At 40.5% G+C, this 22,452-nt stretch carries 27 protein-coding genes; 11 read left to right on the top strand and 16 right to left on the bottom strand.

From position 1 onward, the window contains the following. Positions 1–226: 226 nt before the first annotated feature. Both hemE and T432_RS0105710 read right to left on the bottom strand, forming a co-directional pair. Positions 227–1,285 carry a uroporphyrinogen decarboxylase gene (hemE, locus tag T432_RS0105715; RefSeq protein WP_044971162.1) on the bottom strand — a complete coding sequence of 353 codons (1,059 nt, stop codon included), beginning with the start codon at positions 1,283–1,285 and terminating at the stop codon, positions 227–229. A gap of 40 nt (positions 1,286–1,325) precedes the next feature. Beyond that, positions 1,326–2,336, bottom strand: a complete 1,011-nt coding sequence (locus T432_RS0105710) for a helix-turn-helix domain-containing protein (protein ID WP_028884523.1) — start codon at positions 2,334–2,336, stop codon at positions 1,326–1,328. A gap of 366 nt (positions 2,337–2,702) precedes the next feature. Here T432_RS0105710 and dksA point away from each other — a divergent pair, with 366 nt between their 5' ends. Next, positions 2,703–3,191 carry an RNA polymerase-binding protein DksA gene (gene dksA / locus T432_RS0105705; protein WP_015552197.1) on the top strand — a complete coding sequence of 163 codons (489 nt, stop codon included), beginning with the start codon at positions 2,703–2,705 and terminating at the stop codon, positions 3,189–3,191. Between the two features lie 116 nt (positions 3,192–3,307). Here dksA and T432_RS0105700 read toward each other — a convergent pair whose 3' ends face one another. After that, positions 3,308–4,648: an esterase-like activity of phytase family protein gene (locus tag T432_RS0105700; protein WP_028884521.1), complete on the bottom strand. Its 1,341-nt coding sequence runs from the start codon at positions 4,646–4,648 to the stop codon at positions 3,308–3,310. 163 nt (positions 4,649–4,811) lie between these two features. Here T432_RS0105700 and hslV point away from each other — a divergent pair, with 163 nt between their 5' ends. Together hslV and hslU are read left to right on the top strand one after the other, a co-directional pair. Next, positions 4,812–5,378, top strand: coding sequence for an ATP-dependent protease subunit HslV (hslV, locus tag T432_RS0105695; protein WP_028884520.1), 567 nt, complete (start codon positions 4,812–4,814; stop codon positions 5,376–5,378). Beyond that, positions 5,378–6,712 (top strand): ATP-dependent protease ATPase subunit HslU, encoded by a 1,335-nt coding sequence (hslU, locus tag T432_RS0105690; RefSeq protein ID WP_028884519.1) that lies wholly within the window; start codon positions 5,378–5,380, stop codon positions 6,710–6,712. The genes hslV and hslU overlap by 1 nt, the downstream gene beginning before the upstream one ends. A gap of 78 nt (positions 6,713–6,790) precedes the next feature. Here the strand turns inward: hslU and T432_RS0105685 are convergent, their stop codons facing one another. Next, a complete protein-coding gene (locus T432_RS0105685) occupies positions 6,791–7,069 on the bottom strand; it encodes a copper-binding protein (protein WP_014110893.1) in 279 nt (92 codons plus the stop codon). A 281-nt stretch (positions 7,070–7,350) separates the two neighbouring features. On the opposite strand from T432_RS0105685, the gene T432_RS08690 reads away from it, so the two are divergent. The 3 genes from T432_RS08690 (at position 7,351) to obgE (ending at position 8,987) form a co-directional block, all read left to right on the top strand. Then, complete coding sequence (locus T432_RS08690) at positions 7,351–7,647, top strand: esterase-like activity of phytase family protein (RefSeq protein WP_028884518.1); 297 nt, start codon at positions 7,351–7,353, stop codon at positions 7,645–7,647. Next, positions 7,634–7,834 (top strand): hypothetical protein, encoded by a 201-nt coding sequence (locus tag T432_RS08685; protein ID WP_028884517.1) that lies wholly within the window; start codon positions 7,634–7,636, stop codon positions 7,832–7,834. Before T432_RS08690 ends, T432_RS08685 begins: the two co-directional genes overlap by 14 nt. A 67-nt stretch (positions 7,835–7,901) precedes the next feature. Then, positions 7,902–8,987: a GTPase ObgE gene (gene obgE, locus T432_RS0105670; protein ID WP_028884516.1), complete on the top strand. Its 1,086-nt coding sequence runs from the start codon at positions 7,902–7,904 to the stop codon at positions 8,985–8,987. Here the strand turns inward: obgE and ilvD are convergent, their stop codons facing one another. Together ilvD and ispB are read right to left on the bottom strand one after the other, a co-directional pair. Further along, entirely contained in the window at positions 8,988–10,850 is a 1,863-nt protein-coding gene (gene ilvD, locus T432_RS0105665) for a dihydroxy-acid dehydratase (RefSeq protein WP_028884515.1), read from the bottom strand. It abuts the gene before it with no gap. After that, positions 10,850–11,776 (bottom strand): octaprenyl diphosphate synthase, encoded by a 927-nt coding sequence (gene ispB / locus T432_RS0105660; RefSeq protein ID WP_439645521.1) that lies wholly within the window; start codon positions 11,774–11,776, stop codon positions 10,850–10,852. Before ispB ends, ilvD begins: the two co-directional genes overlap by 1 nt. Positions 11,777–11,857: 81 nt before the next feature. Between ispB and T432_RS0105655 the strand changes: the two genes are divergently transcribed. Further along, positions 11,858–12,685: an ATP-binding protein gene (locus T432_RS0105655; protein WP_028884513.1), complete on the top strand. Its 828-nt coding sequence runs from the start codon at positions 11,858–11,860 to the stop codon at positions 12,683–12,685. After that, positions 12,678–13,718, top strand: a complete 1,041-nt coding sequence (locus T432_RS0105650) for a thiamine phosphate synthase (protein ID WP_028884512.1) — start codon at positions 12,678–12,680, stop codon at positions 13,716–13,718. The genes T432_RS0105655 and T432_RS0105650 overlap by 8 nt, the downstream gene beginning before the upstream one ends. Here the strand turns inward: T432_RS0105650 and epsC are convergent. From epsC to T432_RS0105625, 5 genes are read right to left on the bottom strand one after another with little or no spacing between them, the layout of a single operon-like run. Next, a complete protein-coding gene (epsC, locus tag T432_RS0105645) occupies positions 13,690–14,547 on the bottom strand; it encodes a serine O-acetyltransferase EpsC (RefSeq protein WP_015552139.1) in 858 nt (285 codons plus the stop codon). The two genes, T432_RS0105650 and epsC, sit on opposite strands and share 29 nt — an antisense overlap. A 2-nt stretch (positions 14,548–14,549) precedes the next feature. After that, positions 14,550–15,305, bottom strand: a complete 756-nt coding sequence (gene zapD / locus T432_RS0105640) for a cell division protein ZapD (protein WP_028884511.1) — start codon at positions 15,303–15,305, stop codon at positions 14,550–14,552. Between the two features lie 10 nt (positions 15,306–15,315). After that, entirely contained in the window at positions 15,316–15,951 is a 636-nt protein-coding gene (gene coaE, locus T432_RS0105635; RefSeq protein ID WP_028884510.1) for a dephospho-CoA kinase, read from the bottom strand. Continuing rightward, positions 15,948–16,532, bottom strand: a complete 585-nt coding sequence (locus T432_RS0105630; RefSeq protein WP_028884509.1) for a prepilin peptidase — start codon at positions 16,530–16,532, stop codon at positions 15,948–15,950. The genes coaE and T432_RS0105630 overlap by 4 nt, the downstream gene beginning before the upstream one ends. Further along, on the bottom strand, positions 16,525–16,746 hold the full coding sequence (locus T432_RS0105625; protein ID WP_014110882.1) for a LuxR C-terminal-related transcriptional regulator: 222 nt from the start codon (positions 16,744–16,746) through the stop codon (positions 16,525–16,527). Before T432_RS0105625 ends, T432_RS0105630 begins: the two co-directional genes overlap by 8 nt. A gap of 133 nt (positions 16,747–16,879) precedes the next feature. Between T432_RS0105625 and T432_RS0105620 the strand changes: the two genes are divergently transcribed. Genes T432_RS0105620 through panC form a run of 3 tightly spaced genes read left to right on the top strand, consistent with a single transcriptional unit; the run spans position 16,880 to position 18,812 of the window. Continuing rightward, positions 16,880–17,071, top strand: a complete 192-nt coding sequence (locus T432_RS0105620; protein ID WP_015551634.1) for a DUF3460 family protein — start codon at positions 16,880–16,882, stop codon at positions 17,069–17,071. Positions 17,072–17,077: 6 nt separating this feature from the next. Next, positions 17,078–17,959 (top strand): segregation and condensation protein A, encoded by an 882-nt coding sequence (locus tag T432_RS0105615; protein ID WP_028884508.1) that lies wholly within the window; start codon positions 17,078–17,080, stop codon positions 17,957–17,959. A gap of 1 nt (position 17,960) precedes the next feature. Beyond that, a complete protein-coding gene (gene panC / locus T432_RS0105610) occupies positions 17,961–18,812 on the top strand; it encodes a pantoate--beta-alanine ligase (protein WP_028884507.1) in 852 nt (283 codons plus the stop codon). Positions 18,813–18,870: 58 nt separating this feature from the next. Here panC and T432_RS0105605 read toward each other — a convergent pair whose 3' ends face one another. From T432_RS0105605 to T432_RS0105585, 5 genes are all read right to left on the bottom strand, one after another. Next, positions 18,871–19,176 (bottom strand): contact-dependent growth inhibition system immunity protein, encoded by a 306-nt coding sequence (locus tag T432_RS0105605; protein WP_028884506.1) that lies wholly within the window; start codon positions 19,174–19,176, stop codon positions 18,871–18,873. A gap of 64 nt (positions 19,177–19,240) precedes the next feature. After that, positions 19,241–19,396, bottom strand: a complete 156-nt coding sequence (locus T432_RS08560) for a hypothetical protein (RefSeq protein ID WP_169735856.1) — start codon at positions 19,394–19,396, stop codon at positions 19,241–19,243. 67 nt (positions 19,397–19,463) lie between these two features. Then, positions 19,464–20,204 (bottom strand): amino acid ABC transporter ATP-binding protein, encoded by a 741-nt coding sequence (locus tag T432_RS0105595; protein WP_028884505.1) that lies wholly within the window; start codon positions 20,202–20,204, stop codon positions 19,464–19,466. 10 nt (positions 20,205–20,214) lie between these two features. Then, a complete protein-coding gene (locus T432_RS0105590; protein WP_028884504.1) occupies positions 20,215–21,285 on the bottom strand; it encodes an amino acid ABC transporter permease in 1,071 nt (356 codons plus the stop codon). A gap of 1 nt (position 21,286) precedes the next feature. Next, positions 21,287–22,444, bottom strand: coding sequence for an amino acid ABC transporter permease (locus T432_RS0105585; protein ID WP_028884503.1), 1,158 nt, complete (start codon positions 22,442–22,444; stop codon positions 21,287–21,289). Positions 22,445–22,452: the final 8 nt, after the last annotated feature.

The following is a 22,452-nucleotide window of genomic DNA, read 5'->3' as shown; positions in this document are numbered from 1 at the left end:
TGGAAACCTGCGTACTTAGTGTTGATTACAAAAGTTGTGGATAACTTTGCGAATAACATTGCCACAATTATTTCAAAAGTTTTACAAAAAACTTAAAAAAATAAAAATTTTTTTCTTGACAAATAAATTTCACTGCAAATTCAAGGGCTTATACATGCATGGTAAACCATCACTTAAAATAAGCATGCTAAGTTAAACAAATTTACAATTGTGGATAACTCAACTATTAATGCTTTGATTTGCTATATTCATGCACCTCATCAACAAGTGCAGCTACGATTTCGGGATCAGTGAATTGGGAAATGCCATGACCCAAATTAAAGATATGTCCACCAAAACCAACACTTCCAAAATCATCAAGAATTTTTCTTGCTTGACTACGAACAGATTTTTCATCTGCAAATAAAGCCATCGGATCTAAATTACCCTGCAAAGCAACTTTATCCTCTACTCTTTTTCTAGCCTCGCTCAATGATATGGTCCAATCGAGACCCAATGCATCAAAACCAGCTTCGACCATATCCTCGAGCCAAAGTCCTCCGCCCTTAGTAAAAGCGATAACAGGCACCTTTGTACCCTCGGCTACCATAGCCTCTCTTAGGGCATCTAGTACTTGCTTCATATATTTAAGAGAAAATTCCTGATAATAGCCATGAGCTAACACTCCACCCCAACTATCGAAAATCATAAGCGCCTGAGCACCAGCTCTCATCTGCTCTATTAAATATTTTGCAGTCGCCTGTGCACTAATATCTAAAACTCTATGCATTAAATCTGGATGCGAATACATCATTGACTTAATCTGGCGATATTCCTTAGAGCCTCTGCCCTCCACCATATAACAGGCGATGGTCCAAGGAGATCCAGCAAATCCAATTAGTGGAACACGTCCATCAAGCTCTTTTCTAATTAGACGCACTGAATCGAACACATAATTAAGTGATTCCATATCAGGGACACGCAATCGATTTACATCTTCTTCACTTTGAACTGGATTAGCAAATTGTGGGCCCTCACCTGTGACAAACTCAAGTCCTAATCCCATTGCATCTGGAACCATCAAGATATCTGAAAATAAAATCGCAGCATCTAAATTAAATCGCTCAATAGGCTGCAATGTTACTTCGCAAGCTAATTCAGGATTCATGGCCAATTTTAAAAATGACCCAGCTTTTTCTCGAGTCGTTCTATACTCAGGCAAGTATCTTCCCGCTTGTCGCATAAGCCATATAGGCGTGTACTCACATTTTTGACGCAAAAGTGCTCTTAAAAAAGTATCATTCATCATTTTTATTATGGTCAGTAAAGATAGGAAATTATACCCACTATTGCCTATATTGCTCAGCCGATATCTCGTGTTTTCTCATTAATTCCCAAAAAGAGCGGCGATTTTTATCGCTTCTTTTAGCGGCTTGGGCGATATTCCCTTTTGAGCTTATGAGTGCATTAATAATAAATTCTTTTTCAAATGCGGACACTATCTTGTCCTTTGCATCTTTGAAAGTATCATTTTTATCGTAGCTTTGGGGCTCTGTAACTGTGTGGATTTTTGCACTGATTATTTTACGTTTGGGGAGGCGACGGAAGTTAGGTTTAAGGGCGGCGTCATCAAAATCGGCGGGATTAAAGGGTGGGATAAAGGATATTCGTCTGGTTTCCACATTTGCTATTTGCCCCGTATTTCCCTTTTCATAATTAAGAGTGGAGCTTGAATCGAAAAACTCTAGATGTGTGTAACTCCCTGGTGATTCAGTATATTCGAGCGTTTTGAGGGTCTCAGGCCGCATTTCCATCTCTGCTCGAGCGGCTGCTTTTGCAAATAAGAGATCTCGATTTTGAACTTCTAATTCATCCATCAATTTATTAACGGCCCGTATTTCCCGCTTTCGATAATACGTATGTCTCTCAATTGCACTTTTTATTCGAGCCATAATAATATCAACAGAGTCATTAATGTTTATAAAATCGACAACTCCTAATTTTGCTAGGTCTGGCAATGCCGTCGGTTGCACATCATCACTAAGTACTACCACGGGAGATGGAAAATTTTCACAATTCCCTAACATAACCCTAAGCCAAATTAGGGCATTTTGATTTACTGGGATAATTACAACATCGTACCTGTGGAAAAGTGGTCCGAGATCTCTTAAAGTTAGAGGGTTTGGTAGTGTATATCCGTTAACTTCATAGGGAGCAAGATCTTGTCTAATGACTTCGGTCATATTAAATTCATTGAATCGAATGCGTTTTACTTTATCGGTCATGTTTACTAATCGTGTAGACAAGTCCCGAAAGTATTTTGTATACAACACAGCACAATCCAATAAATCTCTCATTTATTACCCTAATTCATCACAATTCCTATCATCGAAGTGAAAAGTTGTTTCACTGTAATAATTCAGTAATATATGGAAATTGGGGCTAGGTAGAGATTTTTTTGTCCACCTAGAATTGAAACACAAATTTGAGTTCAAATTTTAGCGAATCCCTTATCAAAGCATGCATTTGAAATTTCCGATACATTTAAAATTACCGCTCCGAAAAAGGGAAATCAAAAAGTTGTAAAAATCGTAACAAGAGGTGTTACGAGATATAAATTTTGATACAATCTCTAGCTTGACTAACAAACCGATGAATATTTTCAAAATGGTTTATACTAGTCAATTATTTTTTTAGTAACAGATAGTATGTCCCCTCGGGGCATGGAGAAATCTATCATGGCTAGAGCTACTAAAAGCGCCAAAACATCAAGAAAATCTAAATCGTCCAAGACGGAAACCGAAGTTTTATTGACAGAAGAACAAATAAAGCAGATGTCTGAAGATGAGTATATGAACGACCTTCAACTTGCTTTCTTCAAAGATCGCCTCAAAAAGCTTGAAAGCGATATTCTTAATAATGCTGATGTAACCACAGAAAATCTTAGAGAAACTCAATTTGTTCCCGACCCAGCTGATCGTGCAACTATAGAAGAAGAACATACATTAGAGCTTCGCACTCGAGATCGTGAACGCAAACTTCTTAAAAAAGTACAAAATTCTCTTCAATTAATTGAATCTAAAGAATATGGTTGGTGCGAGGAGACGGGAGAACCTATAGGCATTCCTCGTCTATTGGCTCGTCCGACGGCTACGCTTTCTCTTGAAGCACAAGAGCGACGTGAGAAACGCCAAAAACTATATAACGATTAGTGCATTCTTTTATTAAAATGCCCCGCGAATATTGCGGGGCTTAATGCTATCTAAAAATGTGTGAGCACACAAGGCACAAAGATCAAAGCAAAGGCCTCAGTGCATCTCAAACATAATTATTTAGCCTCTAAGAACTCAGTAACTTTAAGTTTTATAAGCTCATTATCATCTGCTTTATTAGGGTCACGAGAAGCAGAACCAGGAAGGTTGTTATCGTTACCTACGATGATATGGTCTTTATCAAGCACATCTACGTCTTCAATTGTGAAGAATGGGAATGTGAATTTACCGTCTACTAAAGGTTTACGTGCAACTTTATTAGGGTCTTGGATATCCATTAAATCGATATAAGCAATTTTTTCTGCTGTATCGCTATTTGGATCTAATTTCACTTTGTAGATGCGTTTGAATTTTGCTGTAGTTTCATAGCAGTCTTCTCCACTTGCACCTTCAGCACATTTTTTATCTGCAGAGCCTTCAGTGTTATCGCGTTCGATGATTAATCCATAAGTTTCATCAATCATATTGAAATCACCAATTGCATGACCTGCATCTTCAAGATGGAATTTCCAAGATTTACCAGTCCATTTTTTTGCACCTACATCAAACTCAAGAATGCGAAGATATGATTTACCATCAGTATTTTCATACTCTTTTTTGTCGTGGTCATAAAGTGCACCCTCAAGAAGTGGGTATAGTTTAGTTTTGTCTGGAGAAGAAGCCATACCTTCATAACCTTTAGAACGGCTTGATTGGAATACAGGCATTTTGCCGTCAGGTTTTCCTGGAAGATTGATGCTGTAGTGATCTGGAGAGATGATTTTTTTACCGTCAACTTCAGTTTCGAAGATTGAGACTACATTTCCATCTGCATCAAGTTCAAGAAGATATGGACCAAATTCATCACCCACCCAAAAGTGATCGCCAATTGGCTGGAAGCTTTCAGGGTCAAGGTCCATACCAGTTAAATAACGCTCTTTAGTTGCATCTTGAGTGATATGGAAAGGAATAACTCTGTTTGGATCTTTAAAGAATACAGTTTTTAAGTGTTCGAATTTTCCAGATTCAAAATCTACTTTATATTGATTCAAGAAAAGCAATGCGTCTGGCGAATTAAGTTTATTACCAAAGCCGTTATCTGAAATCAACCAAAATGTACCATCTTCCATGATTTTGATACCTGAGTGACCTTGAATTGGTTGACCTTTGAATGGTTTTTTAATACCAGTTTTTCGTTTGCCATTGAAACCATCAGCACTTTCAGCTTCATCTACACGGTTGTACTTACTATTTTTATAACGAGCACTAACTTTGAAGTACTCTGGAGCATCTTCAGGTGGATCGATAAATGTAGCAGCAGGCAATAATGCGTGACCTACTAAAGTTGCAGGAAATTGTTCGGCAGCATATGCTCCGCTAGCAAAGGTTAAACCTAGTAATAGTGCAATCTTCTTCATATTAACTCCTCTCAAAAAATATCAAAGGTACGAATGCAACTCAAATGTAGCAAGGCTGTATTGCACTTACGTTAAATTAATCCGATATTACTCTTATAACTTGTGGGTTGATTTCGGAAGCATTGCCCCCAAATAAAAGTTCTATAACTTATAAGGAAAATCCATGGAACAATTTCACGCAACTACTATTCTGTGCGTCCGTCGCGGGGACGAGGTAGCTATTGGCGGAGATGGGCAGGTCACTTTAGGAAATGTTGTAATCAAAGGTACCGCAAGAAAAATCCGCAAGCTCTATCAAGACAAAGTGCTCTCTGGATTTGCAGGGGCGACGGCGGATGCATTTACACTTCAAGAGAGATTTGAGGCTAAGCTTGAAAAGCATCAAGGCCATTTGTTGCGTGCAGCCGTAGAATTAACTAAGGATTGGAGAACGGATCGAGTATTGCGTAGATTAGAGGCTATGCTTATTGTCGCAGATAAGGACCATACTCTAGTCTTAACCGGAAATGGAGACGTTTTAGAACCTGAGCTTGGAATTGCTGCTATTGGTTCTGGAGGCTCGTATGCACAATCGGCTGCTCAAGCCCTTCTTCAAAATACAGATTTATCACCTGAAGAGATTATTAAAAAATCATTACAAATTGCAGGTGATCTTTGCATATATACAAACCAAAATCACGTAATTCAGAAACTTGAATTTCAAGAATCTAAAGGTAAAGAGGAATCTTAATGGATCAAAATAGTGTTATGACTCCTAAAGAAATCGTGTCCGAATTAGATAAATATATTATCGGACAGAATAAAGCAAAGAAATCCGTTGCGGTTGCTTTGCGTAATAGATGGCGTCGTCAGCAAGTATCGGAGCCCTTGCGCCACGAGATACATCCTAAAAATATCATGATGATTGGGCCTACAGGTGTAGGGAAAACTGAGATTGCTAGACGACTAGCGAAACTCGCTAAAGCCCCATTTATCAAAGTAGAAGCTACAAAATTTACAGAAGTAGGATATGTGGGACGCGATGTTGAGACTATTATTCGCGACCTAACAGATATATCTGTTAAGCAGCTTCGCGAAGCCGATATGAAGCGCGTTAAATCGATTGCTCAAGATGCGGCAGAAGATAGGATTTTAGATATTCTCGTGACACCTACTCACGACTCTGATGGAAATCCTGTACGCGAAGAAAATACTGCACGTCAGGTTTTCCGCAAAAGACTACGTGAAGGGCAGCTTGACGATATGGAAATCGAAGTCGACGTAAAACCGCCTCCAGTTCAAATGGAGATTCTTGGTATCGATGCGATGGATGATATGCGCGATAACATTAAGGGATTATTCTCTAGCATTACTAAAGAGAAAAAGAATAAGAAAAAAATGAATATTAAAAAAGCTCTTAAAGTGCTTACCGATGAAGAATCCGAGAAGCATCTTAATGAAGAAGATATTCGTGAGAGAGCTATCGTTAACGTAGAGCAAAACGGGATCGTGTTTTTAGATGAGATCGATAAGATCACATCGAATTCAGAAAAATCTAGTGCGGATGTATCTCGTCAAGGCGTGCAGAGGGATTTATTGCCACTAATAGAAGGCACTACTGTAAAAACTAAATATGGTATGGTTAAAACCGATCATATTCTATTTATAACTTCAGGTGCATTTCATCTTAGTAAGCCTTCAGATCTTATCCCTGAATTGCAGGGCCGTTTGCCGATTCGTGTGGAGCTAGATGCTTTAAGTACAGAAGATTTTGTGCGAATCTTAAAAGAGACGGACTCCTCGCTTATCAAGCAGTATTGCGCACTTCTTGAGACGGAAGACGTGAAGCTTGATTTTACAGATGATGGCATTCGTCGCATCGCAGAACTTGCGTACGAAGTGAATGAAAATATGGAAAATATTGGTGCCCGTAGGCTGTATACCGTGATGGAGAAATTGCTTGAGCAGATATCATTTGATGCGGATTCAAAATCTGGAACTACGATAACAATCGATGACACTTACGTGAATGATAAGCTTCAAGATATCGTGAAAGATCAAGACCTATCGCAGTACGTTTTATAAATTAAAAGCCCTCAAATCGTGCGAGGGCTTTTTTTGCATTACTTTGTACCAATGGTCCTGCAATACATCAATACTTAATTATTTTTTAATCTCTGTAATGATATATTTTTTGTTTTCGTGTTTAGCCGTAAAACTAACTTTATCCCCTGGTTTAATACCGCTTAATAAGTTAGCAGGAATATCGTAAACCAAGGTTACAGCAGGCAGTCCAAGATCTGCAATCTCACCATGCTTAATTGCGATAGTACTTTTCGCTGTATCGATTCGACGAACCTCACCTTTACCTGAACCAACAGCTTGACCGAAAGCAACTGTAGAACCAGCTGCAAGTAATAGACCTAATAGTGCTTTTTTCATAAGTCACCTCCTTTTCTTATAACTTTATTATAGGGGCTAAATAGAATAAAAAAACCCTTAGTTCATAAGAACCAAGGGTTTAACCACTACATACAACTTACTTTCAAAGGAGATCTATGTTTTAAACAACACATGGATTGATTCTAAGCCATAAATGTAATCTTTTCAACACGTTTCATAAAAAAACTTCTAGTGTTTCATATATTTACAACATTTTTCACAAACATGTAATTAAATAAATTTAATATCCGTTGGTTTCTATATGGCTATATGGAGATCAAATGCCAAACACTATACTTAAAACTCTTATTGCGTCTATCGCATTTATCGGTGCTACAGGAGAAAAAGCTGTAAGCCCTGAGGGTAAAGAGTTAGGCGTTGATGAATATGGTATAGACACTGAAGGTTTAGTAGTTCTTGAAGATGGTTCATTCTGGGTATCAGATGAGTACGGCCCACACATTGCCAAATTTAATGCAGAAGGTGTGCAGCAAGAGCGTATCAGCCCATTAGGATTTAAAAATGAAGGTCGCAAGCTTCCTGCAGTCTTTGCAACTCGTTTTAGTGAAAGAGCTTAACTACCCTCATGAGAAATTTGAAGGTATGTGGTTAAAAGACGATAAAACACTTGCTGTTATAAACGATGATGACTTTACGATTTCATCAAGTAAAGAAGGAAAAGTGTCACAGAAAATATTGCCAGCTACTAAAAAAATAGACGCAAATACTGTGTACTTTGTTCCAGTCGATTTACCTGAAGAATAAATTCTTTATAATATCGTATTGGTTTTTGAAGGGCACCATTAGGTGCTCTTTTTATTTTAGGATTAAGATGAAATTCGTAGATGAAGCGACTATTGAGGTGATTGCCGGTAAAGGTGGCAATGGTTCCGCGAGTTTCCGCCGCGAGAAATTTATCCCCAAAGGCGGTCCTGATGGTGGGGACGGTGGACGCGGAGGCAGCATCATTGCCATAGCAGATCGAAATATTAAAACGCTTATCGATTACCGATACGCACGCCTGCATCGTGCACGCAATGGCGAAAATGGCCGTGGCTCAGATCAATATGGTGCCGCAGCTGAAGATATTGTTTTACGCATGCCTGTGGGCACTGTTATTTATGATGCGGATTCGGGCGAGCAATTATTCGATCTAGATAAGCATGGCGAAAAAGTTGTACTTGCTGCTGGTGGTGCTGGTGGCTTAGGGAATCTTCATTTTAAATCGAGTACAAATCGTGCTCCTAGGCAATTTACATACGGTAAAGATGGTGAGCAAAGACGTCTTCGCATGGAGCTTAAAGTACTAGCTGATGTTGGTTTATTGGGTCTTCCGAATGCAGGAAAAAGTACTTTAATCACAAGAATTTCAAATGCAAAACCTAAAATCGCAGATTATCCATTTACGACTCTACATCCAAATCTAGGTGTTGTTCGGACTTCAGATTCGCGAAGTTTTGTTGTGGCTGATATCCCTGGTTTAATTGAAGGGGCTAGTGAGGGAGCTGGGCTTGGACACTTATTTTTAAGACACCTTACACGCACGAGTCTTCTTTTACATATTGTTGATGTCTCAAGTCTTGACCCTGAAGTGGATTCAATCGAAAAAGCTGTTAAAGATGCCCGTGCTATATCGGAAGAGTTGCGAAAATATAGCGAAGAACTTTACGAAAAACCTCGTTGGCTAGTGCTTAATAAATTCGATATGATTGAAAATCCTGATGAAGTAAAAGAGAAATTCGTTAAAGCCTATGGCTGGAAAGGACCTGTTTTTACTATCAGTGCTCTTACAGGTGAAGGAACACAAAATTTAGTTTATGCCTTGCAAGACTATATTGACGAGCAGAAAAAATCACAACATAAAGAGGAGGATATCGAAACGGGAGTATTCGAAGAAGAAGACCCCCGCTTTAGATAATTATTTACGTTTAATTTGAGACAAATCTCTTATTGCACCCTTGTCCGCAGAGGTTGCAAGTGCGGCATAAGCTTGCAATGCTTTTGATACCACACGATTTCGTGAAACAGGCTTCCACGCATCTTCTCCACGAGATTCCATCTCCTCACGACGCTCACGTAATTCATTATCAGACACTGCTAAACGGATTGTACGATTTGGGATATCAATTTCAATCGTATCGCCGTTCTTAACAAGACCTATCGCGCCACCTTCAGCTGCTTCAGGTGAGGCATGTCCAATAACAAGACCTGAGGAGCCTCCTGAAAACCTACCGTCCGTCAAAAGAGCCGCCTGCTTACCAAGCCCCATCGTTTTTAGATATGAAGTAGGGTAAAGCATCTCTTGCATGCCTGGTCCACCCTTAGGCCCTTCATATCTAATGATTACAACATCACCCTCTTTAACCGCACCACCTAAGATGCCTTCAGATGCATCATCCTGAGATTCAAATACTACAGCGGTTCCCGTAAATGTAAGAATGCTCTCGTCCACACCAGCAGTCTTCACGATACATCCGTTTTCAGCTAAATTGCCGTAAAGCACAGCCAATCCACCATCTGCGGAATATGCATGTGCCACATCACGTATACAGCCATTTGCTCGATCGAGGTCGTTCTCCTTGTAGTAAGAATTTTGCGAAAATGCCTGCGTAGTTTTTTCATGACCTGGGGCCGCACGGAAATACTGCAATATAGCCTCATTCGAATTAGGACCTAACACGTCCCAATTCGCAATAGCATCTCCTAGAGTTCCACTATGGATATTCAATGCATCTGTGTTCAAAAGATTCGCTCGGTTAAGTTCCGCCAAAATGCCCAAAATACCGCCTGCTCGATGAACATCCTCGATATGATATTTCTGAGTAGCTGGTGCCACCTTACATAGACATGGCACACGCCGAGAAATCGCATCGATATCATGCATAGTAAAATCAACGCCCGCCTCATGTGCAATTGCGAGAATATGAAGTACAGTATTTGTAGAGCCGCCCATCGCAACATCTAAGACCATAGCATTCTCGAATGCAGCCTTAGTGGCAATGCTCCTCGGTAGCACCGAATCATTTTCTTCCTCATAGTAAGCCTTCGCTAATTGCACAATAAGCTCACCAGCTTGCTCAAACAATGCTTTTCGACTCGCATGGGTAGCCACGATAGTCCCATTTCCTGGCAATGCAAGGCCCAACGCTTCCGCCAAGCAATTCATAGAATTTGCCGTAAACATACCCGAACAGGACCCACATGTTGGACAGGCATTCGATTCAATTGCGTACAAATCATCTTTATCGATATCTGGATCCGCCCCATGAATCATGGCATCAACAAGATCAAGCTTTATAACTTTATCCTCTGTCACAAGTGTGGCCCTTCCTGCTTCCATTGGACCACCCGAAACAAAAATCGTAGGAATATTTAGACGCATCGCTGCCATAAGCATTCCTGGAGTAATCTTATCGCAGTTGGAAATGCACACCATTGCATCCGCACAATGAGCATTCACCATATACTCCACCGAATCCGCAATCAAATCTCGCGATGGCAATGAATACAACATCCCCCCATGCCCCATCGCAATACCATCATCGATTGCGATAGTATTAAATTCTTTTGCAATACCGCCTGCAGCTTCAATGCATCGTGCCACAAGCTGACCCATATCCTTAAGATGTACATGCCCTGGCACAAATTGCGTAAAAGAGTTTACGACTGCGATTATCGGTTTGCCGAAATCAGAATCCTTAACGCCCGTCGCACGCCATAGTGCCCGAGCTCCAGCCATTTGTTTTCCGTGAGTAGATGTTTTTGAGCGGTAGTCAGGCATTATTGAGTCCTTGCAAGTGAAAAAGTTACTAAGTCTTTAAGAGATTGTTTATAAGGTGATTCTGCTAGCGAATCTAAAGCGGCTATAGCAATATCTGCCTGCTCTTTGGCAATACTTTTGGTATATTCAATCGCATCGGTACTTCGAATAGCCTCGGCTACTCTCTCAAAATCGCCATCACCTTCTTCAATTGCGTGACGAATTAAAGCCTTTTGCTCAGGCGAACCCACTTGCATAACACGAATTAGTGGCAATGTCGGTTTGCCCTCTCGCAAATCATCTCCTACGTTTTTTCCGAGATCTTCTGCTGATCCAGAATAATCCAACACATCGTCTATCACTTGGAATGCTGTACCGACATGTGTTCCATATAAAGCTGCATGTTGTTCTGTCTCTTTATCTGCACCCGCAAGAACAGCTGCAACTCGAGTAGCAGCTTCAAATAGTTTTGCGGTTTTTGATTTAATAACATTCATGTATCGATCGAAATCTACATTCGAATCATGAACATTTAGTAGTTGTAGAACTTCCCCCTCGGCAATTACAGTAGTCGCTTCTGACATAATTTGCATAATACGCATAGAATCAGCTTCTACCATCATCTCAAATGAACGCGAATATAAATAATCACCCACCAACACGCTCGCCGCATTACCGAAAACAGCATTTGCTGTAGCAGCTCCTCGACGCATATCCGATTCATCAACAACATCATCATGAAGAAGAGTTGATGTGTGAATAAACTCAATAACGGCAGCCATTAAATGATGAAGGCTACCTTCATACCCCAAAGCCTTGGCCATCATTAAAAGCATAGCAGGACGTATACGTTTACCGCCTGCACTAATGATATACTCACCTATAGTGCGTATAAGAACAACATCAGAATTCAATCGGGATCTAATTACTTTATCGACGGCACTCATATCCTCCGATATGGGCTGAAAAATCTCTTTAATGCTCAAAACGATTCCAAGTTGGGTTAACGATATTCTGTATTTTACATTATGAAAGATGAGTTTATTTCTAAGGCAATGACGGTTTTAGAGCAGCTGGAATTCTATCTTCCTCAAGTTCCAAAGCCCGTCGATTGGTCAGCTTGGGCCTACCGTTTGCGAACCATTCAAAACAAATTTTATTTAGAAGCGATAAAAAATCTTGATGAAGTAAGGCCAGAGAGCCTACAGAACATTGCCACCCAATATGAGATTATCGATAAAAATACAAAAGCTTTCCTAGAGGGTAAACCTTCAAACAATGTGCTACTCACAGGTGCAAGAGGTACAGGTAAGAGTTCTCTTGTTAAGTGCATGCTTACTATCTATGCGGAAAGCGGGCTGCGTCTAGTTGAAATTGATAAAGTTGATCTTATTTATCTATCGGATTTAGTCGACGTTCTTCGTGAGCGAGACGAAAAATTTATTATATTTTGCGATGACCTCTCTTTTGATGAAGGCGATGTCAGCTACAAAGAACTTAAATCTCTTCTCGATGGCTCTATTGCACGCCGCAGCTCCAATGTGCTCATTTATGCGACCTCAAATCGCAGGCATCTTATGCCAGAATTTTTTTCCGAAAATGAAATTCACGCTAGTGAAGCAAGCGAAGAGAAAATTTCATTATCAGATAGATTTGGGTTGTGGATCTCTTTTTATCAATTCTCACAAAGCGAATATCTCGAGGTCGTGGACAATGGCTTAATATCTATGGGTTGGCCGAAAGAGAGAACATCCGAAGCGCACACCGAGGCATTGCAATGGGCAACACAAAGAGGGTCGAGATCGGGGCGCATTGCCACCCACTTCGTAAAATATTGGGTTGCAAATCATGTCTGAAGAGAAACCTTTTTTCAATGTTTCGGCCTGTGTTCTAATCGATTCGGAGGGGCGATTTTTGATGGCTCAACGTCCCGAGGATAAGTCTTGGAGCGGTTGGTGGGAGTTTCCAGGCGGGAAGATTGAGGAAGGTGAATCGCCTAAAGAAGCCGTAATTCGTGAGCTCCGTGAAGAGCTAGGCGTGGAGCTCGATCCCGAGAGCACCTATCCGTGGGTGACTATGAGCTATGAGTACCCTAAGACAGACGTGCTTCTTCATTTTTATCGATGTTTTAAGTGGAGCGGCGAGCTGCGAAGTCTCGAAAAGCAGGCGTTTGAGTGGTTTACGCAGATGCCGACGGACCGAGATTTATTGCCAGCTTCCGTGGAGCCCATAGAGTGGCTCTCCTTTGGAGATGTTTATCTGATCAGCAATTTTTTCGATTCGAACGAAGGTGCGGGCGTGGGTCATGGTGCGGGCCATGGTGCGGGCCAAGGTGCGGGCCAAGCCCCTCGTGAAACTGCGTTTTGGACGAAATTGACTGCAGCTCTTGAGGCGGGTGTGAGGCTCGTTCAGTTTCGAGAACCAGCTGCGGCTAAAGTGCTTAAGACTGAGGAATTGAAGCGATATTTGGATGAGATGCGGGAACATTGCCACCGATATGGGGCGAAGGTGCTTGTAAATAGCTGTCATCCAAGGGCATGGGCAGAAGAAGCGGACGGTTTGCACCTTAGAGCGGCGGATGCAATCGAGATGGAGCTAGAGGACATGCCAGAGAGCGGCTTGCTTGCGGTGTCCTGTCATAATTTGGCGGACTTGCTATATGCCCATGAGTTGGGGGCAAATTTTGTTGTATTGGGGCATGTTTTAGAGACAACTTCGCATCCAGATTCTGAGCCTATTGGATGGAGCCAGTTTGAGCAATGGGCGGCCGAGAGTGCCATACCTGTATTTGCAATTGGTGGTCAGAATGCCGATACTTTTAGAGAGGCATTGAGGCATGGAGCTCATGGAATAGCTGTGCTTAGTTCTCCACCGCTGGCACGTCTTTAGTAATCCAAGCATTTCCTGGAACAACTGCATTCTTCCCAATCGTTATACGACCCAAAACTGTAGCACCAGCGTAAATAACAGCATTATCCTCAACAATCGGGTGTCGCAATAAGCCCTTTTTAAGCGACCCATCCAAATCCGCAGGAAAACTTTTCGCCCCTAAAGTTACAGCCTGATAAATCCGCACATTCTCGCCGATAATGCACGTTTCTCCGATAACAACTCCCGTACCATGATCGATAAAACAGCCACCCGCAATCTGAGCCCCTGGGTGAATATCGATACCAGTCTCAGAATGCGAAATTTCAGAGATAATACGTGCGATTAATGTAAGCCCAAGCTTGTAAAACTCGTGTGCAATCCTATGGTAAATCATTGCATGGATGCCTGGATAGCACATCAGTATCTCATCGTAGCTTTTAGCGGCTGGGTCTCCTCGATAAGCCGAAGTTACATCGCGTTCTACAAGGCCATGTATCGTTGGCAATGCCTCCGCAAACTTCTCCACACTCTCTTGTGCTCTTTTCTTACACATCTCTACGGAGTCATCCTCACAACCAAGCAATCCGTATTCTAATGCGGCTTGCTCTATATAAACGGTAAGCACTTTATTGATAGTAAAGGCTACGAAATTTTCCACATTGGAAAATTGCAAATCCGAAGGCCCAAGCGTAAGGGGAAACAATGCGGAAACCAGTTTTTTTGTATTTTCACCGATAACTGTTCTTGACGGCCTACGCACCCCTCTAATTACGTGATAGTCTTTTTGATTTTCCTGCCACGTCTGACGTGAATGCTTTAATTTTTCAAAAATTTTTAAATTATCCATGATTAAACGTGACAAAGTGCCATCTTGAATTGAATTGGATGCTTGATAAAGGATTGCTCAAAATCCTTATTAATTTTAAAAAAGCGAATCATGACCACGTATTTGTTTCCCGACATCTCGGGGTAAATCCTATCTCCAGTCGGAAGCCATACTCGTACCATTTGATAGATACGTCCACCCACGGATTTCTCGAAAACACCGCTTGAGCCCGTCACCTCTTCTGTAGGTTCCGCCGCCTCACGCAAAACCATAAGCGACATGGCAATGGCATCGTATAGCGGCATAAATGGATCAACTAGACTACGCATCACTTGAAGTCGCTCAGATTCGCTTCCATTCATCCAAGCATTATATGAAGGGCTGTCCATTGGCGATGTCGCCCCTGGTGTCACAAAGCGATTCCGAAGTGACATCAGCCACTCTGATTCACGCATATGACCACCTAGCTTACTTACAGCTGTTAGATTTTTTGAAACTCTATTAAGTTTGTTAAGAGTGTCATCGAGCAAATTTTTCTGAACGTCTGGGTGATTACGTAGAGATTCTAGATTGATTTTCTGTTTTTCGATTTCCTGTATAACCCAATTGCGACAATCTCCGCGCTCGCACACATCCAATATCTCGAACAATATCGAGAAAGCTACGTGCTGATACATGGGTTCGGGAAGTCTTGAAAACTCGAATAACTGCTTAAATAAATACTCTAAGCGAATCATGTATCGCGTGCGCTCATTAAACGGATGCTCGTATAAAATCAAAATCAATCCTTTATGCGTTTGTATCTTCGCAAAGCCTCATCAGTTCAAAATGCAACTGTTCCACTTGAAGTTTCAATGCTTCCAAAGTTACGTCCGCACCGTTATCGATAACAAAATCAGCATGAGCAAGCCTCTCTTCGCGACTGGCTTGGCTATTAATGATATCAATTATTTTAGTCCTATTGAAATTATTGCGTTTTTCAACCCTCTCAATTTGCGTCTCAATATCACAATCGACCACGCAAATGATATCTAGTTCCGACCTATAAAAGTCTATGGATTCAATTAGTAATGGTATGTCTGCAATTACAAAGGGGGCAATGCCTCTGCGTACCACCTCCTCTAGCTCTGCAAGTATCGTTTCTCTTATAAGGGGGTGAAGAATGCCTTCAAGCCTTTCTTTCTGCTTAGGATTAGAAAAAACCAATTCTCGCATCTTGGTTCTATCCATGGCATTGTTTGAATCGATAAATTCATCTCCAAACTCTTCACGAACTTTCTCAATAGCCCCTCCATTTGAAGCCGTAAGAGAACGAGAAACAGCATCTGCATCTACTACTGTAATACCATATTCAGCTAAAAATTCAGCGACAGTTGATTTTCCTGAACCAATACCGCCTGTAAGTCCTACTTTTAAACAAGTCATAAAAATACGCAAGCACTAAAACAAATGCATGGCCCAAAGGGGATAAGTTTCTTATGCAATATTATGCGGACCGTAAGGCCGAAAACAATCCCTATTATGCAAGCCAATAGAATCATATTAAGCCATTCTAACGTATTGAAATGCACTTTTAGAGCTAACAGTAATAGAATGTCACCAGTGCCTAGCATAAATACAGATGGAAAAAAAGCAATTACTAGTATTGCAATTAGCACCAATGCGGGTTCTAGAAGTTCTCCTACATACAAGGCTTTTAGGGCTACCAAGCAAATCACGCTTCTTAAGGGGATTAGATTGAGACGTAAATCCATCACACTTATAAGCAAAAGTAAGCTTACAAAAAGTGACTCATAGATAGTCTCAGTCCAAAGGGCTGCTGTGAATGCAGCTATAAATAATGCGGTGCGTGTTTGCTTTGTATTTAAATAAAATGCATCAAATGACAGAATTAAATCTCTTAGCTCATATTTTCTAAAGTAGTTAAAAAACAAGTAATTTAAAGTGGCATTTACACTCACAAAAATTAGTAAGAATTCTATGACTGTGAGCAAAGTCTCATGCATCGGCCCTTCCGTGAAGACGACACATTAGAGAAACAAAATTTTTTGAGTTCGTTTTCTTTAAAATTCTAGATCTATGCACTTCAACGGTTCGTGGAGAGCATTCCAGTTTTTCTGCGACCTCTTTTGTAGTATGAGCACGCATTAATAAATTTAAGACTTGATTTTCACGAGGTGTAAGGGTTTCGATTTTCCAATTGGTTTTAATGTTGTTCATGTGATTCTCCTAAAAATTGAATTGTTTCAGAAAGCATTGCCACCCGCAATTGGACAAAAAAGTCATGGATTTTTTAAACATACTTGATTTTTTGCTTTTGCTATAATCTCTTTTTTAAGCGTTCGAGATAAACATGGCTAAGAGCTTTGAATCTGAAACTACACTTTTCTTACAGCAACTCAAAAAAGACGACCCACAGCTTGAAGCTAGGCAAAAGGCGGGACGTGCTCGTTGGTGGGTGCGTAAAACTGACCCTCGTGAACAAGAGGAATTTGAGGAAGCTCGCGTGCCACAGAAGCCTTATCAATATTATTCTCTAAAATAATTTCTCATGGCTCAATTTCAGGCCGAGCTGGATAATTTAATTGATCCAGAGGTTGATTCTACGACGGACGTTGTAGACTCTATTGCGTTCGCAAAGCTTTACGGTGAGCCACTTTTTAAAATCCCCAATGATTTATATATCCCCCCAGATGCTCTAGAGGTATTTTTAGAGACATTTGAAGGGCCACTCGATTTGCTTTTATATTTAATTCGCAAGCAGAATTTCAATGTGCTCGATATTCCGATGGCGGAAGTTACAGAGCAATATATGCAATACGTTGAACAGATTCATATTCATAACTTGGAGCTGGCTGGAGAGTATTTGCTCATGGCAGCTATGCTCATTGAGATAAAGTCGCGGATGTTATTGCCAGTAAAGAAAGCAGATAATGCGGATGAAGAAATAGAAGATCCGCGAGCAGAGCTTATTCGAAGGCTACTTGAGTATGAGAAGATTAAACTTGCATCGCAGAAATTGGAGGCATTGCCACAATTAGGGAGGGATTTTTATGCGGCTTCGGCCGATCCATCTTTAAGCAAAATGCGGCCACTTCCAGATGTAAATGCGGAGGACTTGCGACTTGCATGGCTTGATATTTTAAAGCGGGCAAGTCTCAACAAAAAACATCATATTCGTCGCGAGCAGCTTTCTGTGCGGGAACACATGAGTCATATTTTGCGTCGATTATCAAATACCGAATTTATTGAATTTAAAGATTTATTTTTAGAACGCATCGACGAGGGCGATCCTCCTGCCGTATTAATCGTTCACTTTATGGCCATGCTTGAGCTATGCCGTGAGCAATTAATAGATATTACGCAAACTGAGCCGTACGCACCAATCTATTTGAAATTGAGTTATACGCCTGTAGTTTCTTCTGAGGAATAAAATGAAAGTTGTACACACTATTGAAGATTTACGCGAGCAGCTTCGCGGTCAAACACGGACAGCATTTGTTCCAACTATGGGCCATCTGCACGAGGGGCATTTGTCATTGATGAGATTGGCTGCTCAAAAAGGCGATCCCGTGGTTGCGAGCATATTTGTAAATCCGCTGCAATTTGGGCCTAATGAGGATTTTGGGAGTTATCCGAGAACATTGGCAGAGGATATTGCGAAGCTTGAGGAGCGACGTGATGTTTATGTTTTATTTGCACCGTCTGAAGAGGAGCTGTATCCTGAGCCTCAGAATTTTCGTGTGCAGACGCCTGATTTAGGGCATATTCTTGAGGGTGAATTTAGGCCTGGATTTTTTGAAGGCATGTGTACTGTGGTGTTGAAGCTCTTTTCATGCGTAGAGCCACAGGTTGCTGTTTTCGGGAAGAAAGACTACCAGCAATTGATGATTGTGAGGGCTATGTGCAAACAGTTTGCATTGCCAGTTCAAATATATGCACACGAAACTGTGCGAGAAGCTTCAGGTCTGGCTTTATCTTCTCGTAACCGCTATTTAACTGAGACTCAGAAAGCGAAAGCCCCTAAACTTTACAAAGAATTGGTTGGTCTTAAAGAAAAAATCTTATCTGGCAATAAAGATTTTGCTTCTATTGAAGCGGATGCTAAGGAGCGATTAAATTCCGATGGGTGGGAAATAGATTATTTCACAATTCGTAAACAAAGCGATTTGCATGAACCTTCAATGGACGAAATTAATGCTGGTGTGCCACTGGTAGCTTTGACAGCGGCAAAAATAGAAGGTCAGACTAGGTTAATTGATAACATCGAAATTGAGGACTATTAAGAGCTTACTATTTTGAGGTGATTTTGAGGGAGCTTATGAGGAGTTATTGAAAGGCCTTTTAAGCCCCTTCGATTAAATCAGAATAGTGTTTTTTGATAGTGCTTCTGATTAGACCGAATAAATGATCAACGGAGATGTAATCGACTCCTGACATAAAAAGATTTTCGAATTCTTCATCTCTATTCGCATCATAAGTTTGTTCAAAATCATTCAGTTCTTTTAAGCGTGCTTTTAAAGTATTTTCGCTTACATCGGTAACATAATAATCAATAGCACCTTCTAATGAATCAGTGTGGCAGATTAAATCGAAGTCCTCATTCAGATATCCATATATCAAAAGGTCTAATTCATTAAATTGAGGCATTAAATTTAAATTCCTACAAATGAAGTTAATATGAAGTAAGGTTTCCCATTGTATTTAATTGGCTTTAATACAACTGTAAATTTATTTGATTCAATAATTTCAAACACAAACCACCTGCCACTAGCATTTCAACTACACCAGAAACAAACTTAAAACCACCCCATAATCGATTTTCTATAGATGTCGATTCAATTAAAGTAGCATTATTAGTAGAAGCCATACTGAGATGTTAATCGACCTCAGGGTTAATTATCTCATCAAAATGTTGTTCTCAATCGTGCGGAAATCTACAAAATCTGTTTTAAGAATGCTTGTCCACGCTCGGTCTTCGGATTAGTGAAAAACTCTTGCGGTGTAGCCTGCTCAACGATAGCACCCTGATCCATAAACACCACTCGATCCGCCACTTGCTGTGCAAATCCCATCTCATGCGTAACACAAAGCATAGTCATACCTTCATTTTCCGCAAGCGACACCATAACCTCTAAAACCTCTTTAACCATTTCAGGGTCAAGGGCTGAAGTTGGTTCATCGAAAAGCATAATTTTAGGTGCCATACATAAGCTTCTGGCAATGGCTACGCGTTGTTGCTGCCCACCAGATAATTGACCTGGATATTTGTTAGCTTGATCTGCAATTTTTACGCGCTCAAGATATTGCATTGCCACTTCACGTGCTTCTTTTTTTGATTTTTTTAAAACCCAGATTGGACCTAATGTCAGATTCTCAAGGACTGTGAGATGTGGAAATAGATTAAACTGCTGAAAAACCATGCCAACGTTCTGACGTATTTCTCGCAAATGTTTGAGATTATGGTCTACTCGCACACCATCAACAACTATTTCCCCTTCCTGAGCAAATTCCAAAGCATTGATACATCGTATAAGCGTAGATTTACCGCTTCCTGAAGGACCGCATATTACAATCCTCTCGCCCGTCTCAACTTCAAAATTTATATTATTGAGAACTTGAAAATCTCCATACCATTTATTGAGATTGCGAATTTTTATGATTAGTTCTTGTGACATTCGGTCTCCATTAATGACGATGACCTGTGTGCAGTCTTGATTCTATATATCGAGAATACTTAGACATAGCAAAACAGAAAATAAAATAAACGATTGCTAAGAATACGTATGCCTCTAAGCCTAATCCAGACCACTCAGGGTCTGAAAGTGCTACTTTCGCTGAAAGCGTTAAATCGTAGATACCAATAATAACAACTAGGGAAGTATCTTTAAATATCGAAATAAAAATACTAACTAGAGGAGGTATAACTACGGTGAGTGCTTGAGGCAGGATAATTAAGCGCATGTATTGCCAATATGAAAGTCCTAAAGACTTAGCTCCTTCATATTGCCCATTTGGAATTGATTGTAAACCCCCACGCACCACTTCAGCGATATAAGCGGACATGTACACAATCACAGCCAATTGAGCACGCAAAAGTTTATTGAACGTTACACCTTCAGGGAAAAATAAAGGAACCATTACCGAAGCCATAAAGAGCAAGCTTACAAAAGGTACCCCACGAATCAATTCAATATAAAAAGTACTTAATACTCGTATCAGCGGCATATGCGAGCGACGACCGAGTGCAAGAACAATACCCAATGGTGTCGCAAACATAATTCCAAAAATCGATAACATCAATGTTATTGGAAGTCCGCCCCAACGAGCTGTCTCAACGTGGCTTAGTCCAAAAACGCCCCCATACATTAATATGCCACATATTGTTAAAATGACAAGCCATACAAATATTAGTGATCTATGCCATGCCCGTGGCAATGCACTGTAAATCAACACTCCAATTAGTAAAATCGTGACTACGAGAGGTCTCCACTGCTCGTAATATGGATATAGACCAAATAGGATCATGCGATATTTATGTCGCACAAAAGACCAACATGCACCCGTAGAATCGCGACACTCCGCAGCTTTTGAGGCATCGAAATTTGCGTCAATAAAAAACCACTCAACCAAAAGTGGGATCGAAAAAATAAGAAACCAAAGAATCAGAACTGTGGCAATAATATGTGCCGGAGAGGCAAATAAATTTTTGCGAAGCCAATACCAAGGTCCCGAATGTGAAGTTATAGCTAATGACATACTATCGCTCCACAATCATCATGCGACGATTTAGCCATGCCATAAACTGTGCAATACACAAACTCACAGTTAGATAAGCCAACATAATTATGAATATGGCTTCAATTGCTTGACCTGTTTGTGTAAGCATAGTATTTGATATCGATACAATATCAGGATATCCGATGGCCACGGCAAGAGAACTATTTTTCATTAAATTCATATATGTGTTGGACATAGATGGAATCATGACACGTATGGCTTGTGGCATTACTACTAATTGCAACGTACGCATTTTAGATAAGCCTAAGGACTCGCCTGCTTCCCACTGACCACGTCCAACAGATTGAATGCCAGATCGCACAATCTCCGCAACAAATGCGGACGTATAAAGCACAAGGCCAATAAGCAGGGCAGACATTTCAGGAGTAAATAGCGACCCTCCACGAAAATTAAAGCCCTTTAATTCAGGCACAGAAAATTGAATACTTGAACTTGCAAGCAATCCACCCACAATAGGCAAACCTATAATCATCAAAGTATTAACCCAAAACACAGGACTGCACTTACCTGTTTTTGCATGCTTTAACTTACATCTGTAGCTATTTAATATTGAAAGAACAATCCCAATTAAAAGACCAATCCATATATATAAAAGCCCCTCCCCTTCAAGCTTAGGGAAAATGATGCCACGATTTGAAAGATACACACCGTCAATAGGATTTAAAGCCTGTCTTGGCCCTGGCAATATTTCCGTAAGCAATGAATACCAAAAAAACAAATGTATAAGTAGAGGTATATTTCGCATAACCTCTACATAGACAAGTGCAAGACGACTAATTAACCAATTTGGTGACAGTCGAGAGACACCGACGATGGTCCCTAAAATCGTACAGCCGATTATGCCTAAAAATGAAACGAATAGAGTATTTAAAAACCCAACCGATAAAGCCCGTAAATAAGTATCCGTAAGCTTATATTCAATTAAGCTTTCACTAATTGCAAAGCCTGCTTCCTTATCTAAGAATGCAAAGCCTGTTTGAATATTTCTTGAATGTAAATTGTCTAAAAGATTGCTAATTAAAAACCAGATGCCTACAACAACAAGTGCAAAAACTATAATCTGATAAATAATCGCTCTAAACCTCTCATCATTCCAAGAGAAGCGAATTTTTCTCATACATTTTA

The sequence above is a fragment of the Taylorella asinigenitalis ATCC 700933 genome, assembly GCF_000687755.1.
Classification (GTDB): domain Bacteria; phylum Pseudomonadota; class Gammaproteobacteria; order Burkholderiales; family Burkholderiaceae_B; genus Taylorella; species Taylorella asinigenitalis.
Note: the sequence above shows the minus strand (reverse complement) of the source record. Positions and strands in the feature narration are given on the sequence as shown.